This window comes from Bacillus sp. LSHTCR4 (genome assembly GCF_057197025.1).
Genome location: NZ_JBXUNO010000001.1, coordinates 2,321,651 through 2,341,327, shown reverse-complemented (window position 1 = coordinate 2,341,327; position 19,677 = coordinate 2,321,651). Strand labels below are relative to the sequence as shown.

The 19,677-nt window shown below is 34.0% G+C and carries 24 protein-coding genes; 20 read left to right on the top strand and 4 right to left on the bottom strand.

Annotation, left to right across the window (positions count from 1 at the left end; all coding sequences use genetic code 11):
• Positions 1-22: 22 nt before the first annotated feature.
• Together AC2CGR_RS12020 and AC2CGR_RS12015 are read left to right on the top strand one after the other, a co-directional pair.
• Positions 23-850, top strand: coding sequence for an MBL fold metallo-hydrolase (locus tag AC2CGR_RS12020; protein ID WP_270184925.1), 828 nt, complete (start codon positions 23-25; stop codon positions 848-850).
• Positions 851-866: 16 nt separating this feature from the next.
• Positions 867-1,433: an SGNH/GDSL hydrolase family protein gene (locus tag AC2CGR_RS12015; protein WP_484480863.1), complete on the top strand. Its 567-nt coding sequence runs from the start codon at positions 867-869 to the stop codon at positions 1,431-1,433.
• 43 nt (positions 1,434-1,476) lie between these two features.
• On the opposite strand, the gene AC2CGR_RS12010 is transcribed toward AC2CGR_RS12015, so the two are convergent.
• On the bottom strand, positions 1,477-1,893 hold the full coding sequence (locus tag AC2CGR_RS12010) for an SRPBCC family protein (RefSeq protein ID WP_087967527.1): 417 nt from the start codon (positions 1,891-1,893) through the stop codon (positions 1,477-1,479).
• A gap of 79 nt (positions 1,894-1,972) precedes the next feature.
• Entirely contained in the window at positions 1,973-2,983 is a 1,011-nt protein-coding gene (locus AC2CGR_RS12005; RefSeq protein ID WP_484480862.1) for an aldo/keto reductase, read from the bottom strand.
• Between the two features lie 429 nt (positions 2,984-3,412).
• Between AC2CGR_RS12005 and AC2CGR_RS12000 the strand changes: the two genes are divergently transcribed.
• From AC2CGR_RS12000 to AC2CGR_RS11980, 5 genes are all read left to right on the top strand, one after another.
• Positions 3,413-3,754 carry a winged helix-turn-helix transcriptional regulator gene (locus AC2CGR_RS12000; protein ID WP_000860823.1) on the top strand — a complete coding sequence of 114 codons (342 nt, stop codon included), beginning with the start codon at positions 3,413-3,415 and terminating at the stop codon, positions 3,752-3,754.
• Between the two features lie 192 nt (positions 3,755-3,946).
• Positions 3,947-4,273 (top strand): winged helix-turn-helix transcriptional regulator, encoded by a 327-nt coding sequence (locus AC2CGR_RS11995; RefSeq protein WP_131100337.1) that lies wholly within the window; start codon positions 3,947-3,949, stop codon positions 4,271-4,273.
• A 319-nt stretch (positions 4,274-4,592) separates the two neighbouring features.
• Positions 4,593-5,765, top strand: coding sequence for a cyclopropane-fatty-acyl-phospholipid synthase (locus AC2CGR_RS11990; RefSeq protein WP_484480861.1), 1,173 nt, complete (start codon positions 4,593-4,595; stop codon positions 5,763-5,765).
• Between the two features lie 204 nt (positions 5,766-5,969).
• Positions 5,970-7,031, top strand: coding sequence for an oxidoreductase (locus AC2CGR_RS11985; protein WP_087967536.1), 1,062 nt, complete (start codon positions 5,970-5,972; stop codon positions 7,029-7,031).
• A 32-nt stretch (positions 7,032-7,063) separates the two neighbouring features.
• Entirely contained in the window at positions 7,064-7,801 is a 738-nt protein-coding gene (locus AC2CGR_RS11980; protein ID WP_087967538.1) for a GntR family transcriptional regulator, read from the top strand.
• Between the two features lie 66 nt (positions 7,802-7,867).
• Here AC2CGR_RS11980 and AC2CGR_RS11975 read toward each other — a convergent pair whose 3' ends face one another.
• Positions 7,868-8,209, bottom strand: a complete 342-nt coding sequence (locus tag AC2CGR_RS11975) for a winged helix-turn-helix transcriptional regulator (protein ID WP_029440935.1) — start codon at positions 8,207-8,209, stop codon at positions 7,868-7,870.
• A 582-nt stretch (positions 8,210-8,791) separates the two neighbouring features.
• Between AC2CGR_RS11975 and spxA the strand changes: the two genes are divergently transcribed.
• The 11 genes from spxA to AC2CGR_RS11920 all read left to right on the top strand — a co-directional run bounded on the left by spxA (position 8,792) and on the right by AC2CGR_RS11920 (position 17,192).
• A complete protein-coding gene (gene spxA, locus AC2CGR_RS11970; RefSeq protein ID WP_087967542.1) occupies positions 8,792-9,187 on the top strand; it encodes a transcriptional regulator SpxA in 396 nt (131 codons plus the stop codon).
• Between the two features lie 46 nt (positions 9,188-9,233).
• On the top strand, positions 9,234-9,368 hold the full coding sequence (locus tag AC2CGR_RS11965; protein ID WP_029440937.1) for a BA3454 family stress response protein: 135 nt from the start codon (positions 9,234-9,236) through the stop codon (positions 9,366-9,368).
• A 111-nt stretch (positions 9,369-9,479) separates the two neighbouring features.
• Positions 9,480-9,614 (top strand): BA3454 family stress response protein, encoded by a 135-nt coding sequence (locus AC2CGR_RS11960; protein ID WP_000573529.1) that lies wholly within the window; start codon positions 9,480-9,482, stop codon positions 9,612-9,614.
• A 163-nt stretch (positions 9,615-9,777) separates the two neighbouring features.
• A complete protein-coding gene (saiR, locus tag AC2CGR_RS11955) occupies positions 9,778-10,191 on the top strand; it encodes an Rrf2-family transcriptional regulator SaiR (RefSeq protein ID WP_087967544.1) in 414 nt (137 codons plus the stop codon).
• 127 nt (positions 10,192-10,318) lie between these two features.
• The gene (locus AC2CGR_RS11950; RefSeq protein ID WP_484480860.1) at positions 10,319-10,654 is read left to right on the top strand and encodes an IDEAL domain-containing protein; all 336 of its coding nucleotides are present in this window, start codon (positions 10,319-10,321) and stop codon (positions 10,652-10,654) included.
• A 99-nt stretch (positions 10,655-10,753) separates the two neighbouring features.
• Positions 10,754-11,437, top strand: coding sequence for a DUF3888 domain-containing protein (locus AC2CGR_RS11945; RefSeq protein ID WP_484480859.1), 684 nt, complete (start codon positions 10,754-10,756; stop codon positions 11,435-11,437).
• A 1,014-nt stretch (positions 11,438-12,451) separates the two neighbouring features.
• A complete protein-coding gene (locus tag AC2CGR_RS11940; RefSeq protein ID WP_001014168.1) occupies positions 12,452-13,771 on the top strand; it encodes an aromatic amino acid transport family protein in 1,320 nt (439 codons plus the stop codon).
• Positions 13,772-14,065: 294 nt separating this feature from the next.
• Positions 14,066-14,419 carry an ArsR/SmtB family transcription factor gene (locus AC2CGR_RS11935; protein WP_087967549.1) on the top strand — a complete coding sequence of 118 codons (354 nt, stop codon included), beginning with the start codon at positions 14,066-14,068 and terminating at the stop codon, positions 14,417-14,419.
• 1 nt (position 14,420) lies between these two features.
• Entirely contained in the window at positions 14,421-14,861 is a 441-nt protein-coding gene (locus AC2CGR_RS11930; protein ID WP_087967551.1) for a DNA mismatch repair protein, read from the top strand.
• An 88-nt stretch (positions 14,862-14,949) separates the two neighbouring features.
• Positions 14,950-16,704, top strand: a complete 1,755-nt coding sequence (locus AC2CGR_RS11925; RefSeq protein WP_484480858.1) for a SulP family inorganic anion transporter — start codon at positions 14,950-14,952, stop codon at positions 16,702-16,704.
• Between the two features lie 146 nt (positions 16,705-16,850).
• Complete coding sequence (locus AC2CGR_RS11920) at positions 16,851-17,192, top strand: zinc ribbon domain-containing protein YjdM (protein ID WP_087967555.1); 342 nt, start codon at positions 16,851-16,853, stop codon at positions 17,190-17,192.
• A gap of 188 nt (positions 17,193-17,380) precedes the next feature.
• Here the strand turns inward: AC2CGR_RS11920 and AC2CGR_RS11915 are convergent, their stop codons facing one another.
• A complete protein-coding gene (locus AC2CGR_RS11915; RefSeq protein WP_087967557.1) occupies positions 17,381-17,863 on the bottom strand; it encodes a VOC family protein in 483 nt (160 codons plus the stop codon).
• 504 nt (positions 17,864-18,367) lie between these two features.
• Between AC2CGR_RS11915 and AC2CGR_RS11910 the strand changes: the two genes are divergently transcribed.
• Both AC2CGR_RS11910 and AC2CGR_RS11905 read left to right on the top strand, forming a co-directional pair.
• Entirely contained in the window at positions 18,368-18,883 is a 516-nt protein-coding gene (locus AC2CGR_RS11910) for a heme-degrading domain-containing protein (RefSeq protein WP_131100328.1), read from the top strand.
• A gap of 46 nt (positions 18,884-18,929) precedes the next feature.
• Positions 18,930-19,403 (top strand): tautomerase family protein, encoded by a 474-nt coding sequence (locus tag AC2CGR_RS11905; RefSeq protein WP_484480857.1) that lies wholly within the window; start codon positions 18,930-18,932, stop codon positions 19,401-19,403.
• Positions 19,404-19,677: the final 274 nt, after the last annotated feature.

Below are 19,677 nucleotides of genomic sequence, written 5' to 3'. Positions count from 1 at the left end.
AAATTTAGGGACAGGGGAAATTATGATGAAAAATTTTGTTTGTACAACGTGTGGCGTGCAGTATGCAGCGAGTGTAGAAGAACCGGTGAGTTGTCATATTTGTGATGAAGAGAGACAATATGTGAATCCGAAAGGGCAATCTTGGACGACACTAGAAAGCTTACAAACAAGTGATACATATAAAAATGAAATAATCGAAGAGGAAAATGGGCTTTATAGTATTACAACAAAACCAGGATTTGCGATCGGTCAAACGACATATGTAGTGAAAACAGAGTCATATCGTTTACTGTGGGACTGTATTACTTATTTAGATGAAACGACAATTACGAAAATAAAAGAGCTTGGTGGATTAGATGCAATTGCATTATCTCACCCGCATTATTATTCAACGCAAGTAGAATGGGCAGAAACATTTGATGTACCAATTTATATACACGAAGATGATAAAGAGTGGGTAATGCGCCCAAGTAGTCGTATTATTTATTGGTCTGGTGAGTCTTTACAATTAGCTGATGGCTTGGTCATTTATCGTTTAGGAGGTCATTTTAAAGGTGGATCTGTCTTACATTGGGAAGAAGGTAATGATGGAAAAGGGATTTTGTTAACGGGTGATATTATTCAAGTTGTAGCGGATGAGCGATGGGTAAGCTTCATGTACAGCTATCCAAACTTAATTCCATTACCAGCGAGAAAAGTGGAAGAAATGGTGAATCGAGTGAAGCCGTTACAGTTTAATCGGTTATACAACGCTTTTCATCGAGTAGTAAAAGAACATGCAAATGAGGCAGTGGAACGTTCTGCTGAAAGATATATTAAGGCGGTAGAAGGAAAGTTGTTTCATACGTAAAAGGAGAGTTAGTTTTATGAAAACGTTAGTATGCTTTGGGGATAGTATTACAGCTGATGAAATGTTCTTCAATGGAACGCCGAGGTTAACACCACGTTTGGGAGAGATGTTTCCGAATTGGAAAGTAGTGAATGCAGGTGTTCCAGGTGATAATACGTTTGATGCGTTAAAAAGGATTAAAGAAGATGTATTATCATATAAACCAGATTTTGTAACAGTTTTTCTTGGCACGAATGATGCGGTATCTTTTTCACAAACGTCACTACAGGAATATAAAGAAAACTTAGAGCAGATTGTGAAACAGATTTCATCAAATAAAGTATTACTGATTAGTCCTGCACCAGTTGATGAAGAACGACAGCATAATAGAACAAATGAAGTGCTCGGTCAGTATGCAGACGTCGCAGAGGAAGTGACGAAAGAAACAGAAAGTTATTTTCTAAATTTGTATGCTGAAATGATTCAAGAACGGAATTATAAAAGGTTTCTAGAAAATGATGAAAAAGATGGATTACACTTTGGACCAGAAGGCTATAAGTATGTAGCGAAGTTAATTGGTGAAAAGTTAAAAGGGATTTTATAAAAAAGCAAAGCGATATCGCTTTGCTTTTTATTGTTTTTAGTAGTTAGTCTAGAAATGCTTGCTGCAATGCTTTCAGTCCATCACTGTAAATACCATGAAACAGATTAATTGCCTCTTCATCACTAACCTCTACAGGAGTGAAAGTACCAGACCACTCTACTAACGATGTGTTACTTTCAGTACCTTCTTTCACCTGGATTGTAGATAGATAATTAGTGACTGGGAATGGTGAATTCATGATTGAATACGTGTAGTAGCGTTCTTTCTCATTGAATACTTCTAAGCGTTCTATAATTGTATCACCATCTGGATTAGCTAGATGACGTACACGACCGCCTTCCGTTAATTTACTGCTCGGTATATAAGGTAACCAGTCTGGAAGGGAGTTGAATCCTCCGATTAATTGCCATACTTGTTCAGGTGAACCGAAAATTTCCATAGATGTAGTAATATGTGCCATGTTCATTATGCTCCTTTTTATCTCGATATTTGCGAGCAAATAATCAGTGGGGGATTGCCCTACTAATTAAGGTTTCAAATTATTTTACGTTGATTGGTAGTGGTGCGTTGGGTGCTACTAGTTTTTGTTCGCGCATTTCTTCCCAGAATGCTGCTGGAATTATTGTGTTTAAGGCGTTTTGATCTTCTACAATTCGTTCTGGTTTACTTGCACCAGGAACAACAGCAGCAACTGCTGGATTCGCTAATGAAAATTGTAATGCAGCAGCCTTGATGCTAATTTCGTGACGATCTGCAAGAGCTTTGATTTTCTCAACTTTTGCAATAATTTCTGGCGATGCTTTTTGATATTCGAAGTGAGCGCCTCCAGCAAGAATACCTGAGCTATATGGGCCACCAACAACAATATCCATATTATGCTTAACAGCTGCAGGCATTACTCGTTGTAAGGCACGCTCGTGGTCTAATAATGAATAACGACCAGCTAGTAAGGATATATTTGGCTTCGCTTCTTCTAAATCAAGCATAAGTTCAATTGATTCTACTTTGTTTACTCCTAGCCCCCAGCCTTTAATGACTCCTTCTTCACGTAAACGTGTTAGTGCACGGAATGCTCCTGTTCGAGCGATTTCAAATTGTGAAATCCACTCATCACCATAAAAGTCTTGTGCTAAATCATGAATGAAAACAAAGTCTAGACGATCTGTTTTTAAACGTTTCAAACTTTGCTCGATAGAACGAAGTGTTGCGTCTGCGCTATAGTCATTGATCATTTTATTTTTACGGCCAAATTCGAACAGTCCGCCTTTTTCACCTAAATCACGTGCAGATGGATCTTCTAGTTCATCTGAAATCGTTCGACCTACTTTCGTACTTAAAAAGTAATCATCACGATTTCTTTTTGATAGTGCTTCACCAAGACGAATCTCCGCTAAGCCAGATCCATAAAGTGGAGCTGTATCAAAGTAACGAACGCCATTATCCCAAGCAGCATCCACTGTAGCGATTGCTTCTTCTTCTGGAATATTACGGTACATATTTCCTAGTGGTGCTGTACCAAAACCAATTTTTTCTTTTAGTAATTTACTCATTATAAATATCCCCCTAAAATGTATTTAAAAATTAATTCATCATTGTGAATGGATGTGAAAATGAAAACATGTCATTTCATCGTCTGACAAAAGGCATGATAAAAGTATATAAACAGTTAAAAAAGTACGTTAGCACTAAAAGATAACATGGGTAATTTCTAACACTGCATGACTCACTCAACTCTTACAAATGCTATTATGAAATGTATTTTACATAATGAAAAGTACGTACTTTAAAGTAATATAGATACTAAAAAGTAATACAGGTACTTTTTAGTGCCGTACTACTCATCTGCTGTTTACGTATGCTATTATGAAACATGTTTAACAGGGTAAAAAGTACGTACTTTAAGGTGCTATAGATACTTAAAAGTAATATTTAAATCTTTAGCTTAATTGCCTTATAACATTATTAAAGGAGATTTTTATATGAAAACATACAATATTCCTGTAGAGGCGACTTTAGAGGTTATCGGTGGAAAGTGGAAAGTAGTAATCCTTTGTCATTTAAAGAAAGACAAAAAGAGAACTTGCGAATTAAAACAATTAATGTCTGGTATTACACAAAAGATGTTAACGCAACAATTACGTGAATTAGAAGAAGACGGTGTAATCGAGAGAAAAGTGTATAACCAAGTGCCGCCAAAAGTAGAGTATTCGTTAACGGAATACGGTCATTCTTTAGATGCTATACTCGATTCTCTTTGTAACTGGGGAGAACATCATCTTGAAAAGAATGGCAACACGTCTATGCTCATTACAGCAGAATAAACAAGAAAAAAACGAACGAGAATACGTTCGTTTTTTCTTTTTGTATATAGGGAGATTTTTAAACGGCATAATTACTTTTTGGTAATATAGGTACTTTTTTGTGCTGTAGGAACTAAAATGTGCCGTATAGAAAATTATTTATTTTTACGTAACAATAGAGAAGGAATTTAGAAAAAAGGAGGGGAGACCCGAGTGAAACAATATAATATACCGATAGAAGCAACTTTAGAAATTATCGGGGGAAAATGGAAGGTCGTCATTTTATGTCACTTAACGAAAGGAACGAAGCGAACGAGTGAGTTGCAACGTTTGATTCCTGAAATTTCTGTTAGAATGTTAACGCAACAATTACGTGAGTTAGAAGAAGATGGTGTGATTACACGTAAAATCTATAAAGAAATTCCACCTCGAGTAGAATACTCCTTAACTGATTATGGTTGGTCTTTACAAAATGTATTAAACCAATTAACAGTATGGGGAGAACGATGCATAGATAGAAAAAATAGTGAAGTTAAGTGAAATCTATATATGTAATATTGAAATACCACCCAATGAAGAGGTGGTGTTTTTTCAGTATAAAACTTTAGAAAGTTACTACGGTGAAAAGTAAGAATCTATACCAAAATAGCAGCTGTTTTAGCCGTGATGAATAATTGATTAAAGTTTTTATAGGTACTTAAAAGTGCCTTCATCACTTTAAAGTACGTACTATGCTTCATCATATAACCGTTTTATAATGACACTCGTAGTAAGAAGTCGTAACGGTTTTAAGCTATGTTCGAAAAGACTTATTAACTAGAATAGTTTTTTGTTCAATTTTTTAGTAGGAGATGTTTATATGGTTGAAGAACTTTTTTATAAAAAAATACTCAAAAATCTTTTTTCAGATCCAGTTCAAATTACACTTTGGAATGGAGAAACAATCCAATATGGAGAAGGGGAACCTCCATTTCATGTAACATTCCATAAGCCACTTTCAAAAAAAGAGATTGCTAAGGATCCTTCTATTGCATTTGGTGAAGCATATATGAATGGGGACCTTGAAATAGAGGGGGATCTTGAAAAAGCAATTCAATCTATTTATAGAAGGCAGGATAGCTTTTTAGGTGATAGTAAGTTGCAATATTTCAAAAGTAAATGGAATTTCTCAAAACAAAAAAATAAAGATGATATTGCTCATCATTATGATATTGGGAACGATTTCTATAAATTGTGGCTTGATGAAACAATGACATATTCTTGTGCATATTTTCAAAATGAGCAAGATTCTTTAACGACAGCTCAGCATAATAAAGTGAATCATATTTTGAAAAAGTTGAACCTTCAAAAAGGTGATACACTATTAGACATTGGTTGCGGGTGGGGTGAGCTTATTACAGCTGCCGCTAAGCAGTACGGTGTGAAAGCGATGGGAGTAACGTTAAGTGAGGAACAATATGCTAAGACTTCCGAGCGAATTAAACAAGAGGGACTTACAGATTTAGTTGAAGTATCTTTACTGGATTACCGCGATATTAAGAATCGTAAATTTGATAAAATTGTTAGTGTAGGTATGATTGAACATGTAGGAAAAGACAACATTACGCAATACTTTGAGACAGTGAATGAACTGCTAAACGATGGTGGAATTTCTCTTCTTCATTGTATTACTTCTCCGGCCAATGGTGGTGCTACGAATGGTTGGATTGAAAAATATATATTCCCTGGCGGATATGTTCCTGCTGTTAACGAATTAATCACGAACATGACGAACGAACAATTTTTCATTGTTGATGTGGAAAGCTTACGCAGACATTACGGGAAAACATTACAACATTGGGCCCGAAATTTTGAAAACGTACTGGAGGAAGTTCGCAAAACGAAAGATGAGCGATTCATTCGTATGTGGCGCTTATATTTAAATGCATGTGCAGCTTCGTTCTTCACAGGTAATATTGATTTACATCAATTTGTATTTACAAAAGGTATTAACGATACAATTCCGATGACACGTTCTTATATGTATGAATAAGAGTGTAATCTAATAGCACTTAAACAATGTTTAAATTTATAAATCCATAATTTGAAGTAAAAATTCGGGATGAAAATCGAAATGATTTGTATCCCGACTTTTTTATTTATTATATATATTTAAAATCAAAACTATATACTTTTAATAATAAAAATATATAATAAATGTAGAATCAAAAATTTATGAGCAAGGAAGTTGAAGAATATGACATTAACAATGGGCTTTATTGGATTTGGAAAATCAGCTAACCGCTATCACTTACCGTATGTAAATACACGTGAAAATATAAAAGTAAAAACGATTTTTGCTCGCCAAATTAATGAAGAATTAGCGGCTCCATATAAGGAAAAAGGTGTTAGTTTCACTACTGATTTGGATGAATTGTTGAATGATAAAGAAATTCAAGTGGTGACGGTCTGTACGCCAGCACATACACATTACGAATTAGCGAAAAAAGTTATACTTGCTGGAAAATCAGTTATCGTTGAAAAACCATTTTGCGATACAGTAGAACATGCGAAAGAATTGTTAGCTTTAGGGCGAGAAAAAGGTGTAGTAGTTATGCCTTATCAAAACCGCCGTTTTGATGGTGATTTTTTAGCGGTGAAACAAGTTGTAGAACAAGGATTCCTTGGTGATATCGTTGAGGTTGAATCACATATTGATTATTTCCGTCCGGGTTCAATCACTCACGAAGGTCCAAAAGAAGAAGGTTCATTTTATAGTTTAGGTATTCATACGATGGACCGTATGATTTCACTATTTGGCCGTCCAGATACGGTGACATACGATATTCGTAATAATGAAGTGGAAGATGCAGTTGATAATTATTTCGATGTTGGTCTACATTACGGAAATAAGCTGAAAATTAAACTGAAAACGAACCATGTTGTAGCGAAAGATTATCCACGCTTTATCGTCCATGGAACAAATGGATCGTTTATTAAATATGGTGAAGATCAGCAGGAAAATGATCTGAAAGCGGGTATTATGCCTGAGAGTGCAGGATTTGGTGAAGATTCGCCGATGTACTATGGGGTTGCTAAATATAAAAATGCAAACGGTGATTGGATTGAAAAACAAATTAAAACGCCACTTGGCGATTACGGTCGTTTCTATGATGCGGCGTATGAAACAATCGTAAATGGTGCACCAAAGCTTGTGAAAGACGAAGAAGCGGTAACGAATATTGAAATCTTAGAAAATGGATTTGCTGCCCCATCACCTTCAGTTTACAAACTTGAGGCTTTAAACTTGAATGAATAGAAGAGGGAATACAGCATAAAGGAGGTATAGAAATGGCAAGCGGATCAACACAAGTAAAATACCTCGGCATTTATCAAAAAATGAAACAGCAAATTTTAGACGGCGAATATAAAATTAACGAAAAAATTCCAAGTAGCCCCGTCCTTGCTGAAGAATTTTGCGTTTCAGTCCTTACTATTAAAAAAGCGCTGGATTTGTTAGTTAGAGACGGATATATCATCCGCCGGCGCGGAAGTGGAACAGTCGTTCAAGATTGGCGTCAGCAGGAAAAGGCACGAATGATTCAAACTTTAACAGGTACGAAAGCTGTTTACGGCAGTGAGGTAGAAAGTAAAATTATCGAATTTACGATTGTCGGAGCCGAGGAAATCATTGCTGAAAAATTGGGCATTTCAGTAGGGGATTTTGTATATAAAATCATTCGCCTCCGCATCATTCACAGTATCCCAACGATTATGGAGCATACATGGATGCCTATTTCGGTTATCCCAGGTGTTGATGCTTCTGTTTTAGAGGAATCGATTTACGCACACATTCAAAATAAACTAGGTCTTGAAGTGGGAACATCCGTTGTAAGGGTCAAAGGAATTCGCCCGGATAATAAAGAAAAGCAGTTTATGAACTTAACAAATCAAGATTTCTTAATGAGGGTTGAACAAGTGGCCTACTTAACGGATGGACGCACTTTTGAGTACTCTTACGCCGACCATTTACCGGAAACCTTTGAATTCGAAACAGTCATTACCGCAAAAAGTTATAAAGAGGCATAAAAAATAGGTTGGGGGCACGTATTGCCTCAACCTATTTTTGTTTCTTCAATATAGTAGGAACAATGATTATTCAGCTGTAATAAGCATAGACGTATTTCCGTTTTTTTCAAGATGAACTTCTCCCCAAGTGCAGAGGGAATCGAGTATGGCTCCTAGGGATGAACCATAATCCGTTAAAGAATACTCTACTTTCGGTGGCACTTGGTCATATACTTTTCTTTGGATGACATCGTCTTCTTCTAGTTCACGTAATTGTTGTGTTAACATTTTTTGTGTAATACCAGGCATTAAACGTTTTAATTCGCTCGTTCTTTTTGTTCCTTTCTTTAAATGGCAAAGGATAACAACCTTCCACTTTCCACCAATAACTTCTAAAGTCGCTTCTACAGGAATATTATATGTCTTCATAAAAAAACTCCTTTGATGAATTTAGATTACAGTTGTGAGCCTACATCCGTTGTAATACTAAAATTATTTCTTTTTAGTGCCTATAACACTTTAAAGTGCGTACTATTTATTGTGCGAAATATCGGTCATAATAACCGATGTAAGAGAGAAATAAGCAGAATGGCACTTGAAAATGCATATGTTACTTTTTAGTGCCTATAACACTTTAAAGTGCGTACTTTTTATTAGGATGAATATAATCCATAATAGCACTTGTAAGCAAGAAATGCGTGAAATGTGCTTTGAAGGAGCCATCATGCTATGGGGAATTTTACATGAGAACAATTTGTTCTGTTATTAAAATGAATCCAAGACTTAACAGTTGATTAATCGAACTGTTAAGTTTAAAATTACAGTAAGATTTTTAAAAGTGAGTTGTTATCGTCTGTAAAATGTAGCATGAACAATAGAGATAAATGAAACATTGCCGAATAAATAACATTACGTGAATTTGATTCTGAACTGTAATTTTTTTTAATACATTTAAATGACTGATATTTAAAATTGAAGTTTCATAAAGAATATTAAAGGAGTGAGTGAAATATGGTGGTTTTATATACAACAGCAAGCTGCGGTTCATGCCGAAAAGCGAAAGCATGGCTGGAGGAGAATCAAATTGATTATATTGAAAAAAATATCGTATCCAATTCTATGACAGTCGATGAACTTAAATCCATTCTTCGTTTAACTGAAGAGGGTGCTACTGAAATAATTTCAACTAGATCCAAAACTTTTCAAGACTTAAATATAAATATAGATGAGCTTTCGCTGAATGAATTTTATAAATTAATAATTGAGCATCCGCTAATGTTGCGTCGCCCAATTATGCTGGACGAGAAAAGATTACAGATTGGTTTTAATGACGAAGAAATTCGCAAGTTTTTACCACGTAGCGTTCGAACATTTTTGAACATTGAACTGCAAAAGCTGGCTAATTAATAAGTAATATTTTTAGGAAAAGTTGTATGAAAGGAGGAAGCAGAAAATGATAGAAGTATGTGTTACAGTCAATTATAACGATAGAAACTATCAAACAAATGTTATTGTAAGTAAAGATACGATATGGACAAAAATTAAACAATTGGCAGAAGAACAAGTCAAAAAACAGTGGGGCTTTTAAATTGGCTGATTTAAAAAGTGAAGTTACAAGTCAGAGGTTTTAACTAAACCCAAGACTTTTCAGGACTTAAATATAGATAAGAAATTTATTTGAAAGGAGAGGAAGCAGGAAATGATAGAAGTATGCGTTACAGTTAATTATAACGATAGAAATTATCAAACAAATGTTATTGTAAATAAAGATACGATATGGACAAAAATTAAACAGTTGGCAGAAGAACAAGTGAAGAAACAATGGAGTCTGTAAATGTATGTTTAACTTAAAAAGCTAAATGAAGTTATGGAATCTATTGCTTTATGCTAAGAGTGGTTCTTATATATTTTAACGTTCAACTAACCTATCTGTAATGTTTATGGCTACAGTATGTTAATATAGGAGAAACAATATTTTTGATCGTAGGAGGAAAACAATGAACAGCGACTTTACCTTGGCCATACACAGTTTAACTTATTTAGCTTTACAGCCAGACCGGATGTCAACAAGTAATGCTATTTCAGAAAGTGCAGGTGTTCATCCAGTACGCATTCGCAAAGTGCTAAGTTTGTTAAAAAAACATAAGTTTATACAATCGAAAGAAGGGACTGGTGGCGGTTTTATTTTCGCTCGAGATTTAAGTGAAGTTAACCTCTGGCATATATATCAGATAACCTCTGAAGGTGCGTTGCAGCCTAAGTGTCCTGAATCAAATGATCAGTGTATTGTAGGTTTGAATATGCAAAAAGTCCTGTTCACTATTTTCTTAGGTGCGGAAGAACATCTAGGTGAATACTTAAAGAACTATACAATGAAAGAAGTTGTTGATCTTATCAATCAAGAACGTTAAGCGGCTTACCTGTTATATAGAGCAGTAAGTTCTTACCATTTAAATGTAATGGAAAATATTACAGTTTGATTTCGTTTTTATTTCTTTTTTATCGCTACAAAAAATATTTATAAGAAGGTGAAAAAGTATGATGTCAAATAATAATCAAGTTTTAAAAGTAGGAGATTGGGTTCGTGGAATATCAAATGAGGGGGAATTCATAGTTGGTTACATTGTATCACTTGATGAAGTGGAAAATGTAGTTACAGTTAGTATTGTGAAACGTGACGACAAATACACAATAAACGAAGCGATTTTACTCTTTAGTAAACATGTTAACAAACTTCCTGAATCAAAGGTAATAAATAAGGAGCAAATCCTTTATCTGATAGACCTAGCATTATTAACAGGGGACGAAGAATGGTTTATTGAGCTTTCTTCAAAATTAAACTCGATAAAAGAGCTAGTTAACGAGAGGTTTTAAAGATTACATGATTTGCTTTTAATAGGTTGAAACGTGCAATAAGCTAAGCAATAATATTACCTCTTTTGTTGCATTTTAATAAAAGAGGTGATTGATGGTATGAAAATAAAAATAATTAGCATCATATGTTTTCTGAGTTTTTTATTACCCTGTATTTCCGCTCAAGCAATTGTGAAAATGGAAAATAATAGAAATGAAAGCTTTGACATAGATTTAACCGGTTATGAACTTTATTCGTTTGGTGATTTTAATCAATTAGGTTATAAGATAACACCACTTACTCAACTGTTTCTAGGGATATTCCAAACAGAAGGTGAGTGGATTGATGAACCACGATTATATATTAAGGGAAATAAAGGTTATTTTCATCTTTGGAAAGCAGATGGTACAAATGTTCTGTATACCGTTGAAAAGAGCGGTGATTTTTGGAAAATTATAGATGTGAAAAGAAAGAAAATCAACAGAATACCTGTACCAAAACAGTTTTTAAAAGAAGTAGTCATGAATCTCTTATTAGAGCGGATAAGTCAAGAAGTTGAAAACTATTATAAGGAACCAAAACTATGGGATCGAGGCTCTGAAAAAATACTTGAAATAAAAAAAGACGAAATAAACTCTATTTTCTATGTAACTGTTCAAATTCAAACCTTTGAGGGTGCACACAATCCGCCTTATGGAGAGGATACAATTACTTTTCGCATAAAGGGAAACGATGTAAAAACGATTCATTATAAACATAGAGATATTCCTGAAGAAGAGTTAAAAAAACTGGAATTAAGATGACATTGTATTGAGTTGTTTGCACACCTCTGATAACAATTGTTATGTAAATAAGCTGCCCGATATGGGTAGCTTATTTTGTTTTTTGCGTTTAGCGTAGTTTTTTGTAAAATGGTAGCAGTCCTCTTATTGCTATCAAGAAAAAAAGTATCTTCCTAAAAATGTATATGAATGCAATGTTGATAATATATATCCTGAAAATTGGTTGGTATATTCAAAAAAATATTTCTTTTTAACCACGTTAATTATTTATTAGAATATCTTTTTTTATTAAAATGAATTTTTTTGACAAAGGAGAATATAAGTATCTTTATAATGAGTAACTTGAATAAATAATATATGACTGTGTTTTATGCTAATTCATTCAGTTTTAAGCGATAGGAACAAGGGTTACATACGAACTGTAAAAAGTTATCCATATAAAATTATATCCAATTAATATTTCTGAAAATATAAAAATATTAATTTTATAAATATACACGTTATAATGAGGGCGTCCAGAGAAATTTTATTATCTCTGGAGAAAATATAAAAAATGCGATTCTTAGTAAGAAAGGTGTGTGATTAGAGGCGAAATGTATGTAATGTGCTTCAGTGGCTTGTGTAAGCAATATCATCAGTGCTACCGAAGTTATGAAAGTTAATGTATAGAATTGAGAAAGAAATGCCTCGCAAATGAAGAGGGGCCGGTTTAGCTAAAATTACTGTTAAAAGTAAAAAAGAGAAACCATTAAAGTAATACACTGTTATTAGAAATGTTGCAACGTATTTATGAAGTCTATTCCATATTGTTCTCTTAAGGGGTCTTTATATAAAGAGTGGATATTACGAGTAAACTTTTTTGTGAACGCTAACAATTATATTAGGACGCTAACTAGCGAATGTTTCAATTTGGTTTCATTATGATGAAGGACATACAATGTGGGGCAACTTGTAAGGAATTCATTTTCCCAAAAAGGAAAATATTCGGTAGCTATTAAGAGAGAGGCAGGAATAGATACAAGGGGGAGTTATTATATGAACGGGAATACTGCAAAGAAAATAGAAGTTCAAGCTGAAAATACCGCACTAAAAAATGAGCAATATGCAGATCCGAAAAAGTGGCATAAGCAGGATACTACATGGGCACTCAGTCTATTTGGAACTGCAATTGGAGCAGGGGTGCTCTTTTTACCGATTAATGCAGGTTCAGGTGGTTTATTATCTTTACTACTAATTACATTGCTTGCATATCCAGTTATGTACTACTCACATAGGGCACTTGCTAAAATGATATATGCTTCTAATTCTGCTGATGAGGGGATCACAGGTACAATTAGAGAGTATTTCGGAAATAAAGCGAGTATCATTTTTAACATCGTATATTTCGGTTCAATTTATACAATCGTACTAATGTATTCGGTTGCGCTTACAAATACTGCAAGTAGTTTTATCGTGCATCAATTGCACATGCCAGAACCTCCAAGAGCTATTTTATCACTTGTATTAGTTCTTGGTCTTATCGCTATACTAAATTTTGGTCAAGATATTACTGTAAAGGTAATGAGTATGTTAGTGTATCCTTTCATAGTTTCTCTACTTTTTATCGCAATATCTTTAATTCCACAGTGGAATACGTCAATGCTTAGTTTTTCAGCTGTTTCAACTGCTTCAACAGGAACAGGCTATTTTGGGACGATATTGATGATTCTACCAATCATCGTATTCTCATTTAATCATTCACCTATGATTTCATCATTTGTTGTGAAACAGAGAGCTACGTATGGAATCGAAGCCACTGATGCGAAATGTGCGCAAATACAAAAGGTTTGTTATATCATGACATTCGCTGTTGTTATGTTCTTCGTTTGGAGTAGCGCATTGAGCTTGACTCCAGATGATATAAAAATGGCAAAAGAACAAAACTTATCAATTCTTTCATATCTTGCTAATGAGCTTAATTCGCCTGTAATCACGATTGCAGCTCCAATTATTGCTTTTGTGGCTATTACAAAGTCTTTCCTTGGCCATTATATCGGAGCATTTGAAGTAATGCGTGACATGATTATTAAGTTCGGTAAATCGCGTGGAAAAGATATTGAAGAAAAAACAATTAAGACAATAATCCTTACTTTTGTTGTATTATCATGCTGGTTTGTTGCTTATACAAATCCAAGTATTCTTGGACTTATTGATTCTCTAAGCGGTCCTTTAGTTGCTGCTATCTTATGTCTATTACCGATGTATGCAATTCAAAAAGTACCAGTACTAGCTAAATACAAAGGGAAAATGAGTAACGTATTTGTTATTATTGTAGGTGTACTTACTGTTTTAGCAAGTATTAAGTCATTATTCTAATTCACTATTGTAATGAATTAAATTTATATAAATAATTTTACTCATCCAATAGTATCAAGATCTAAAACTAAAAAAATTAAATTACTAAGCGCCTACCATATTAGTCACACATAATATGGTAGGCGCTTTTATCTTTAGTAATTGAATAGTATATGTCTCTACCTGGGTCTTATTTAATATTTCAAAATGTGTATTGAAAATTTGAAGTTTTAAAAGTATCATATACATATTCAAACATTTGAAGATGTATATGATACTTTTACAAAATTGAGGATAGGTAATGGAGGGGTTTGAATGGGAAACGAAATGCAACAATTTAAAGCAGATTTCTTTAAAGCATTAGCACATCCTTTGCGAATAGGTATTTTAGAATTATTGTCAGAAGGTGAAAAAAGCGTAAATGAAATCCAAGCTATTTTAAATAAGGAAGGATCAGCTGTTTCTCAGCAGTTAAGTGTACTACGCTCAAAAAATATTGTTGTTGGTACGAAAGATGGGAAAAGAGTTTTATATTCTTTACGAGATCCTATCATTGTGGATTTATTGGTTGTTGCACGGAAGATTTTTAACAACCATTTAATCGATACGATTTCAATGTTAGAGGAGCTAGATGAAGTAGAAGGTGAACTGATAAGCAAGGAGGGATAGGTTGAGTATTGAAGTAAAGAAAGAGGACATCATCCAACATGGGATTGAAATATTTCGCTTATCAGGAGCTTATCACGTTTGTAAAGTTTGTATTAACAGTGGGAATTCTTGTTGTTTTTCATGCCAGCATTTACAAGATGGAGTTGGATGTCAACAAAGGAATACAGCTTGTACAGCTTGGTTGTGTGGGGTGCAAGGTTTTTTATTTGACCAAATAGGATTACTAGATGAATGGGATCGTTTTTGGAGTGAAATTCCAGGACAAATGTTTCGTAGAGATAGTACTCCAGATACGGTAAGGATTACATCGTTTATTGATACGAAGAAGCTAGATAGCCGTGATGGAGAACAGCTAGCGGAAAGATTGAAATCCTATGTACAAGAAGGTGGCGATATAGGTAAATTAGAGCGCCATTTAAGCAAAACGTATAGTGAATATTAATCTTTTGTAAAAATGAAGATTTCATGTATAAGGAATGAGAAATGTATTTGTAATCCGGATTGATTAAAATAGAAAAGAAGGGTTTGTAATGAGAGGTTTATTTACGGGAAGGTTTGAAGGCTATTCATTAGGGCATTTTCAAAAGGATCTTCTTTCGGGAATGATTGTTGGAGTTGTTGCGATTCCACTTGCTATGTCTTTTGCTATAGCTTCTGGCGTTAAGCCGGAGTATGGGATTTATACAACTTGTATTGCCGGGATACTTATTTCACTGTTTGGTGGTTCGAAGTATCAAATTGGAGGACCTACAGGTGCTTTTGTTCCGATTCTTTTAGGAGTTGTAATTACCTATGGATACGAAAATTTACTACTCGCGGGTTTAATGGCTGGAATTATTTTATGTCTTATGGGAATCTTCAAGCTAGGCTCTTTAATTAAGTTTATTCCACGTCCTGTAACAATTGGTTTTACGTCAGGTATTGCTGTTATTATCTTTACGGGACAAATTGCTAGTTTTTTAGGTTTAACAGGTATAAAAAAGCATGAGGGATTTTTAGCGAATCTGAAGGAACTCTTCACTCATATTAATACTACCGATTTTTATAGTGTTATAACTGCTTTGATTTGCTTTTTTGTTATAATCACAACACCAAAGATTTTGCCGAAAGTGCCAGGTTCATTAGTAGGCGTTGTTATTTCAACTATAATTGCAACTGTATTTTTCTCAGGCCATGTACCTACTATTGGTACAGCATACGGTACGATTCCAAATACACTTCCGCAGTTTGATATACCAGAAATTACATTAGCACGTATAGAACAGTTAATTGGTCCTGCATTTGTTATTGCGATGCTTGGCGGGATTGAATCTCTTTTATCCGCTGTCGTAGCAGATGGTATGACAAATAGTAAACATAACAGTAATAAAGAGCTTATCGGTCAGGGGATTGCCAATATTGTTACCCCGTTATTTGGCGGAATTCCGGCGACTGGAGCAATTGCTCGTACAGCGACTAATATTAAAAGTGGGGCTGTATCTCCGATGTCGGGTATTATTCATGGGGGATTTGTGTTATTGACACTTTTACTGTTAGCTCCATATGCTTCACATATTCCTCTTGCTAGTATGGCTCCTATTTTAATGGTGGTAGCTTGGAATATGAGCGAGCAAAAACATTTTTATCACATCCTTAAAATGAAGACAGGAGATTCTCTTGTATTACTAGTAACATTTTTACTTACTGTATTCACTAGTTTAACAACAGCTGTGGAAATCGGTCTTATTTTAGCTGTTATTTTGTTTACAAAACGTATGAGTAATATGCTTGTTATATCTAAAGTGCTTCCTGATCATACAAAAAAGAATGAAAAATTGTTACCACATGTTGTAAATAAAGCTCATGATTGCCCACAAATTAGTATTTATACAATAGAAGGGCCATTATTCTTTGGGGCTGCTCAAACATTTGAACAAAACATTTTAGCAACTATTCATTATAAACCTAAAGTTTTAATTTTACGTATGGGAAAAGTTCCTTTTATTGATACGACAGGAGAGTCGTATTTTAGGAATATTGTTCAGCATTTCCAAAAGCAAGGTGGCGTACTTCTTATTTCAGGAATTCAATCCGAGCTAAAAATAGCTCTAGATAAGAACGGATTGTATGCTGAGATTGGGGAAGAAAACTTCTTTGATCACACAGGAGAAGCCATTGATTGTGCTTTAAGACATTTGAATACAAAAAAATGTATAGGGTGTAAGCATTTCGCTTTTCATGAATGCACCGGGCTTTCTCAGGAGATGAATACAAGAAAGAGTAAAGCAAATGCATTAGAATATTAAAAAGTTTACTTTGGAGAATGTGGGGAAGTTTTTTATATATTCAACAAATGATTATCAAGTGGCAAGAAGAGAGTGTCTTTCTTGCATTTAAGTGAAAATAATATTTATCTTTTAGAATGTACGATAACGAGTGGAGGAAATAAAATATGTCAAATTTACCAAACTGTCCAAAATGTAATTCAGAATACACTTACGAAGATGGAAATCTTTTTGTTTGTCCAGAATGTGCTCATGAGTGGGCTTTAGAATCAGAAATTGAAAATAGTGAAGATACAAAGGTAATTAAAGATGCAAATGGAAATACTTTAAACGATGGTGATTCTGTAACAGTAATTAAAGATCTTAAAGTAAAGGGGACTTCATCAGTCATAAAAATTGGTACAAAAGTAAAAAGCATCCGATTAGTTGATGGAGACCACGATATTGACTGTAAAATTGATGGTTTTGGAGCTATGAAATTAAAATCTGAGTTTGTTAAAAAGGTATAAATATTATTTCATTAAATAAATGAATATATATAGTTTTTTCTGTTGTACCTTATGTTCAGCGGAATTACCCTCATATTAATACTAAAAACCACCTTATTATAAAAGGTGGTTTTTAGTATTAATATGAAAAAATGTAGTATCTATTCACAAGGCTATTATAGGACTGTAACCATCTTGATTTATATGAATTAGTCACGTCTAAATGGACCTTTTGGAGCAATTAGCTCTAAATTAGTACCATCTGGATCACGGAAGTAGGCAACGCCTGTACCAAATCCAGATTTCAAGCCGTCTTCTTCTTGAAAGACAATTGGTTCTCCATCTGGTTCTACCCCAATTGCTTTTAGACGTTCTACAGCAGCATCGATATCTTCTACTTCAAAACAGAGATGCATCGCACTAATTTGGTCATTTGAGTAAGATGCTTTATCTGATTTAGGGACAACGTATTCTAGAATATCGATATTCAAATTATCTAAGTGAAGGTTGGCATATTTAATACGAGTATCATCAAGTCCTTGAGTTTGCGCCATTCGTTTCCCACCAATTTCATCGATGTTTGATACTTTCTTACCTGTTAATGCTTCATAAAAAACGATAGATTTTTCTAAATTACTTACTGTAATTCCAACATGATTTACTTGTGAAAAGCCTGCTGTTTTTTCACTCATTTTTGTTTCCTCCTATTTTTAGGTGGTGTAATGTATTTGTTTCACCAATCTTTTACTGTAATTAAAATGAGCTTTTAGTAGAAGTTCTATTCTATGTCTTTTGTAACAAGACAAGAGAAATATGAGAATGTTTTTTGATCAAAAAAGAATCTAGTATCGACTAGGTATTTTTCATTTGTCTTAATGAAAAATTGATGGACTTGAATTACAACCATTGATCAAAAAGAGTTTGTTATTAAAAATATTAGTCATTAGTACATACATTTTTAAGATGTTAAATATATTTCATAATAGTCTCTGTAAGATAGGGATAAGTAAAATAGTACTTTAAAGTACCTATAGCACTTTAAAGTGCGTACTTTTTATAACTTTGAATATCATTCATAATAGCACCAGTAAGAAGAAAACAAGCTTTACGGTACTAGTTACCACCGATGTTACAGCATTTTATTTAGAATCAGATTGATTGAAAGGTTGTACTATGTGGCCTAATAATTTCAAAAAATGCCGCAGTGGCATAAAACGATTATGGAGGTTAAAGATATGAGTACTTCAAATTTGAATGAAATAAGTAAACAAATTTTAAAAGAGGAGGAAACACTTCAATTTTCCTCTTTTACAAATGAAGATGCCTTGCAACTAGGTTTATTTATCGTTGAAACAGCAAAGCGAGAGGGTAAATTAATTGCTGTTGATATAACAAAAAACGGTGTGCAATTATTTCATTTCAAGATGACAGGGACAAATGAGGAAAATACGAAATGGATTGAGCGTAAAAAACGAGTCGTTTCCCTGCATGATCGTAGCTCGTATTATATGCAGATACAAAGTGAAATAACTGGAATTTCATATAATGAAAAATATCTTTTAGATACTTCGGAATACGCTGCGTTTGGTGGATGCTTTCCTATCAGAATAAAAAACGTAGGGGTTATTGGAATGATAACCGTTTCAGGATTACCACCAGAAGAAGATCACGAATTGGTAATAAGGGCAGTTAAAAATCATTTGAACCAATAGTTGTAGCTAGTGAATAAATAATTAATTAACTTTAGGGGGCAATACTATGCCATTAATTGAACTAAATACTTGGCCAACCATGTCAACAGAAGAAAAGAAGGAATTCATTTATCATGTAACGGAACTTACAATAAAACGATTAAGAATTGTCCCTGACAAAATTCAAGTGTTGATAACGGAACTTGAGAAAGAAAATTGGGGGAAAGCTGGGGCTGTAGCAAGTGATGCTACCTTTGCTGAAAAAAGTAGGGTGTCCAATTGGGAGACAAAAGAGTCTTACGATACACCGTCTGGTAACGTTGATGGAATGGCTATTATCAAGATCGATATATGGAATACATTTGATCAAGATACAAAGGATAAGTGGGTAAACGAACTTACACAAGTAACATCTAAGTATACGCATGCACCTTTGGATAAAGTGCTAATTCTTATTTGCGAAATGATTCCAGGAAACTGGGGACAAAGTGGTGTAACGGGAGCTAATGCAGATTTCCTTTCCAAAAGTCGTACATTTTAATTGTTAAATAAAAAAGGCAAAAATGAACATATTTCTGTTCGTTTTTGCCTTTTTATTATTTGTCTGCAGTAATGAACATGATCCTTTACATGTTTAAGCAATGTTCTCTAAAGTTGCCTCTACGAGAAAAGTGTATTTCTTCATTTGAAAGCCTTCTTCATGGAATGTAGATTTCAATTTTTGAGCAAAATAAGCTAGGTTATATAAATGTTACTTTTTAGTACCTATAGTACTTTAAAGTACGTACTTTTTATTAGGATCAATATCATGCATA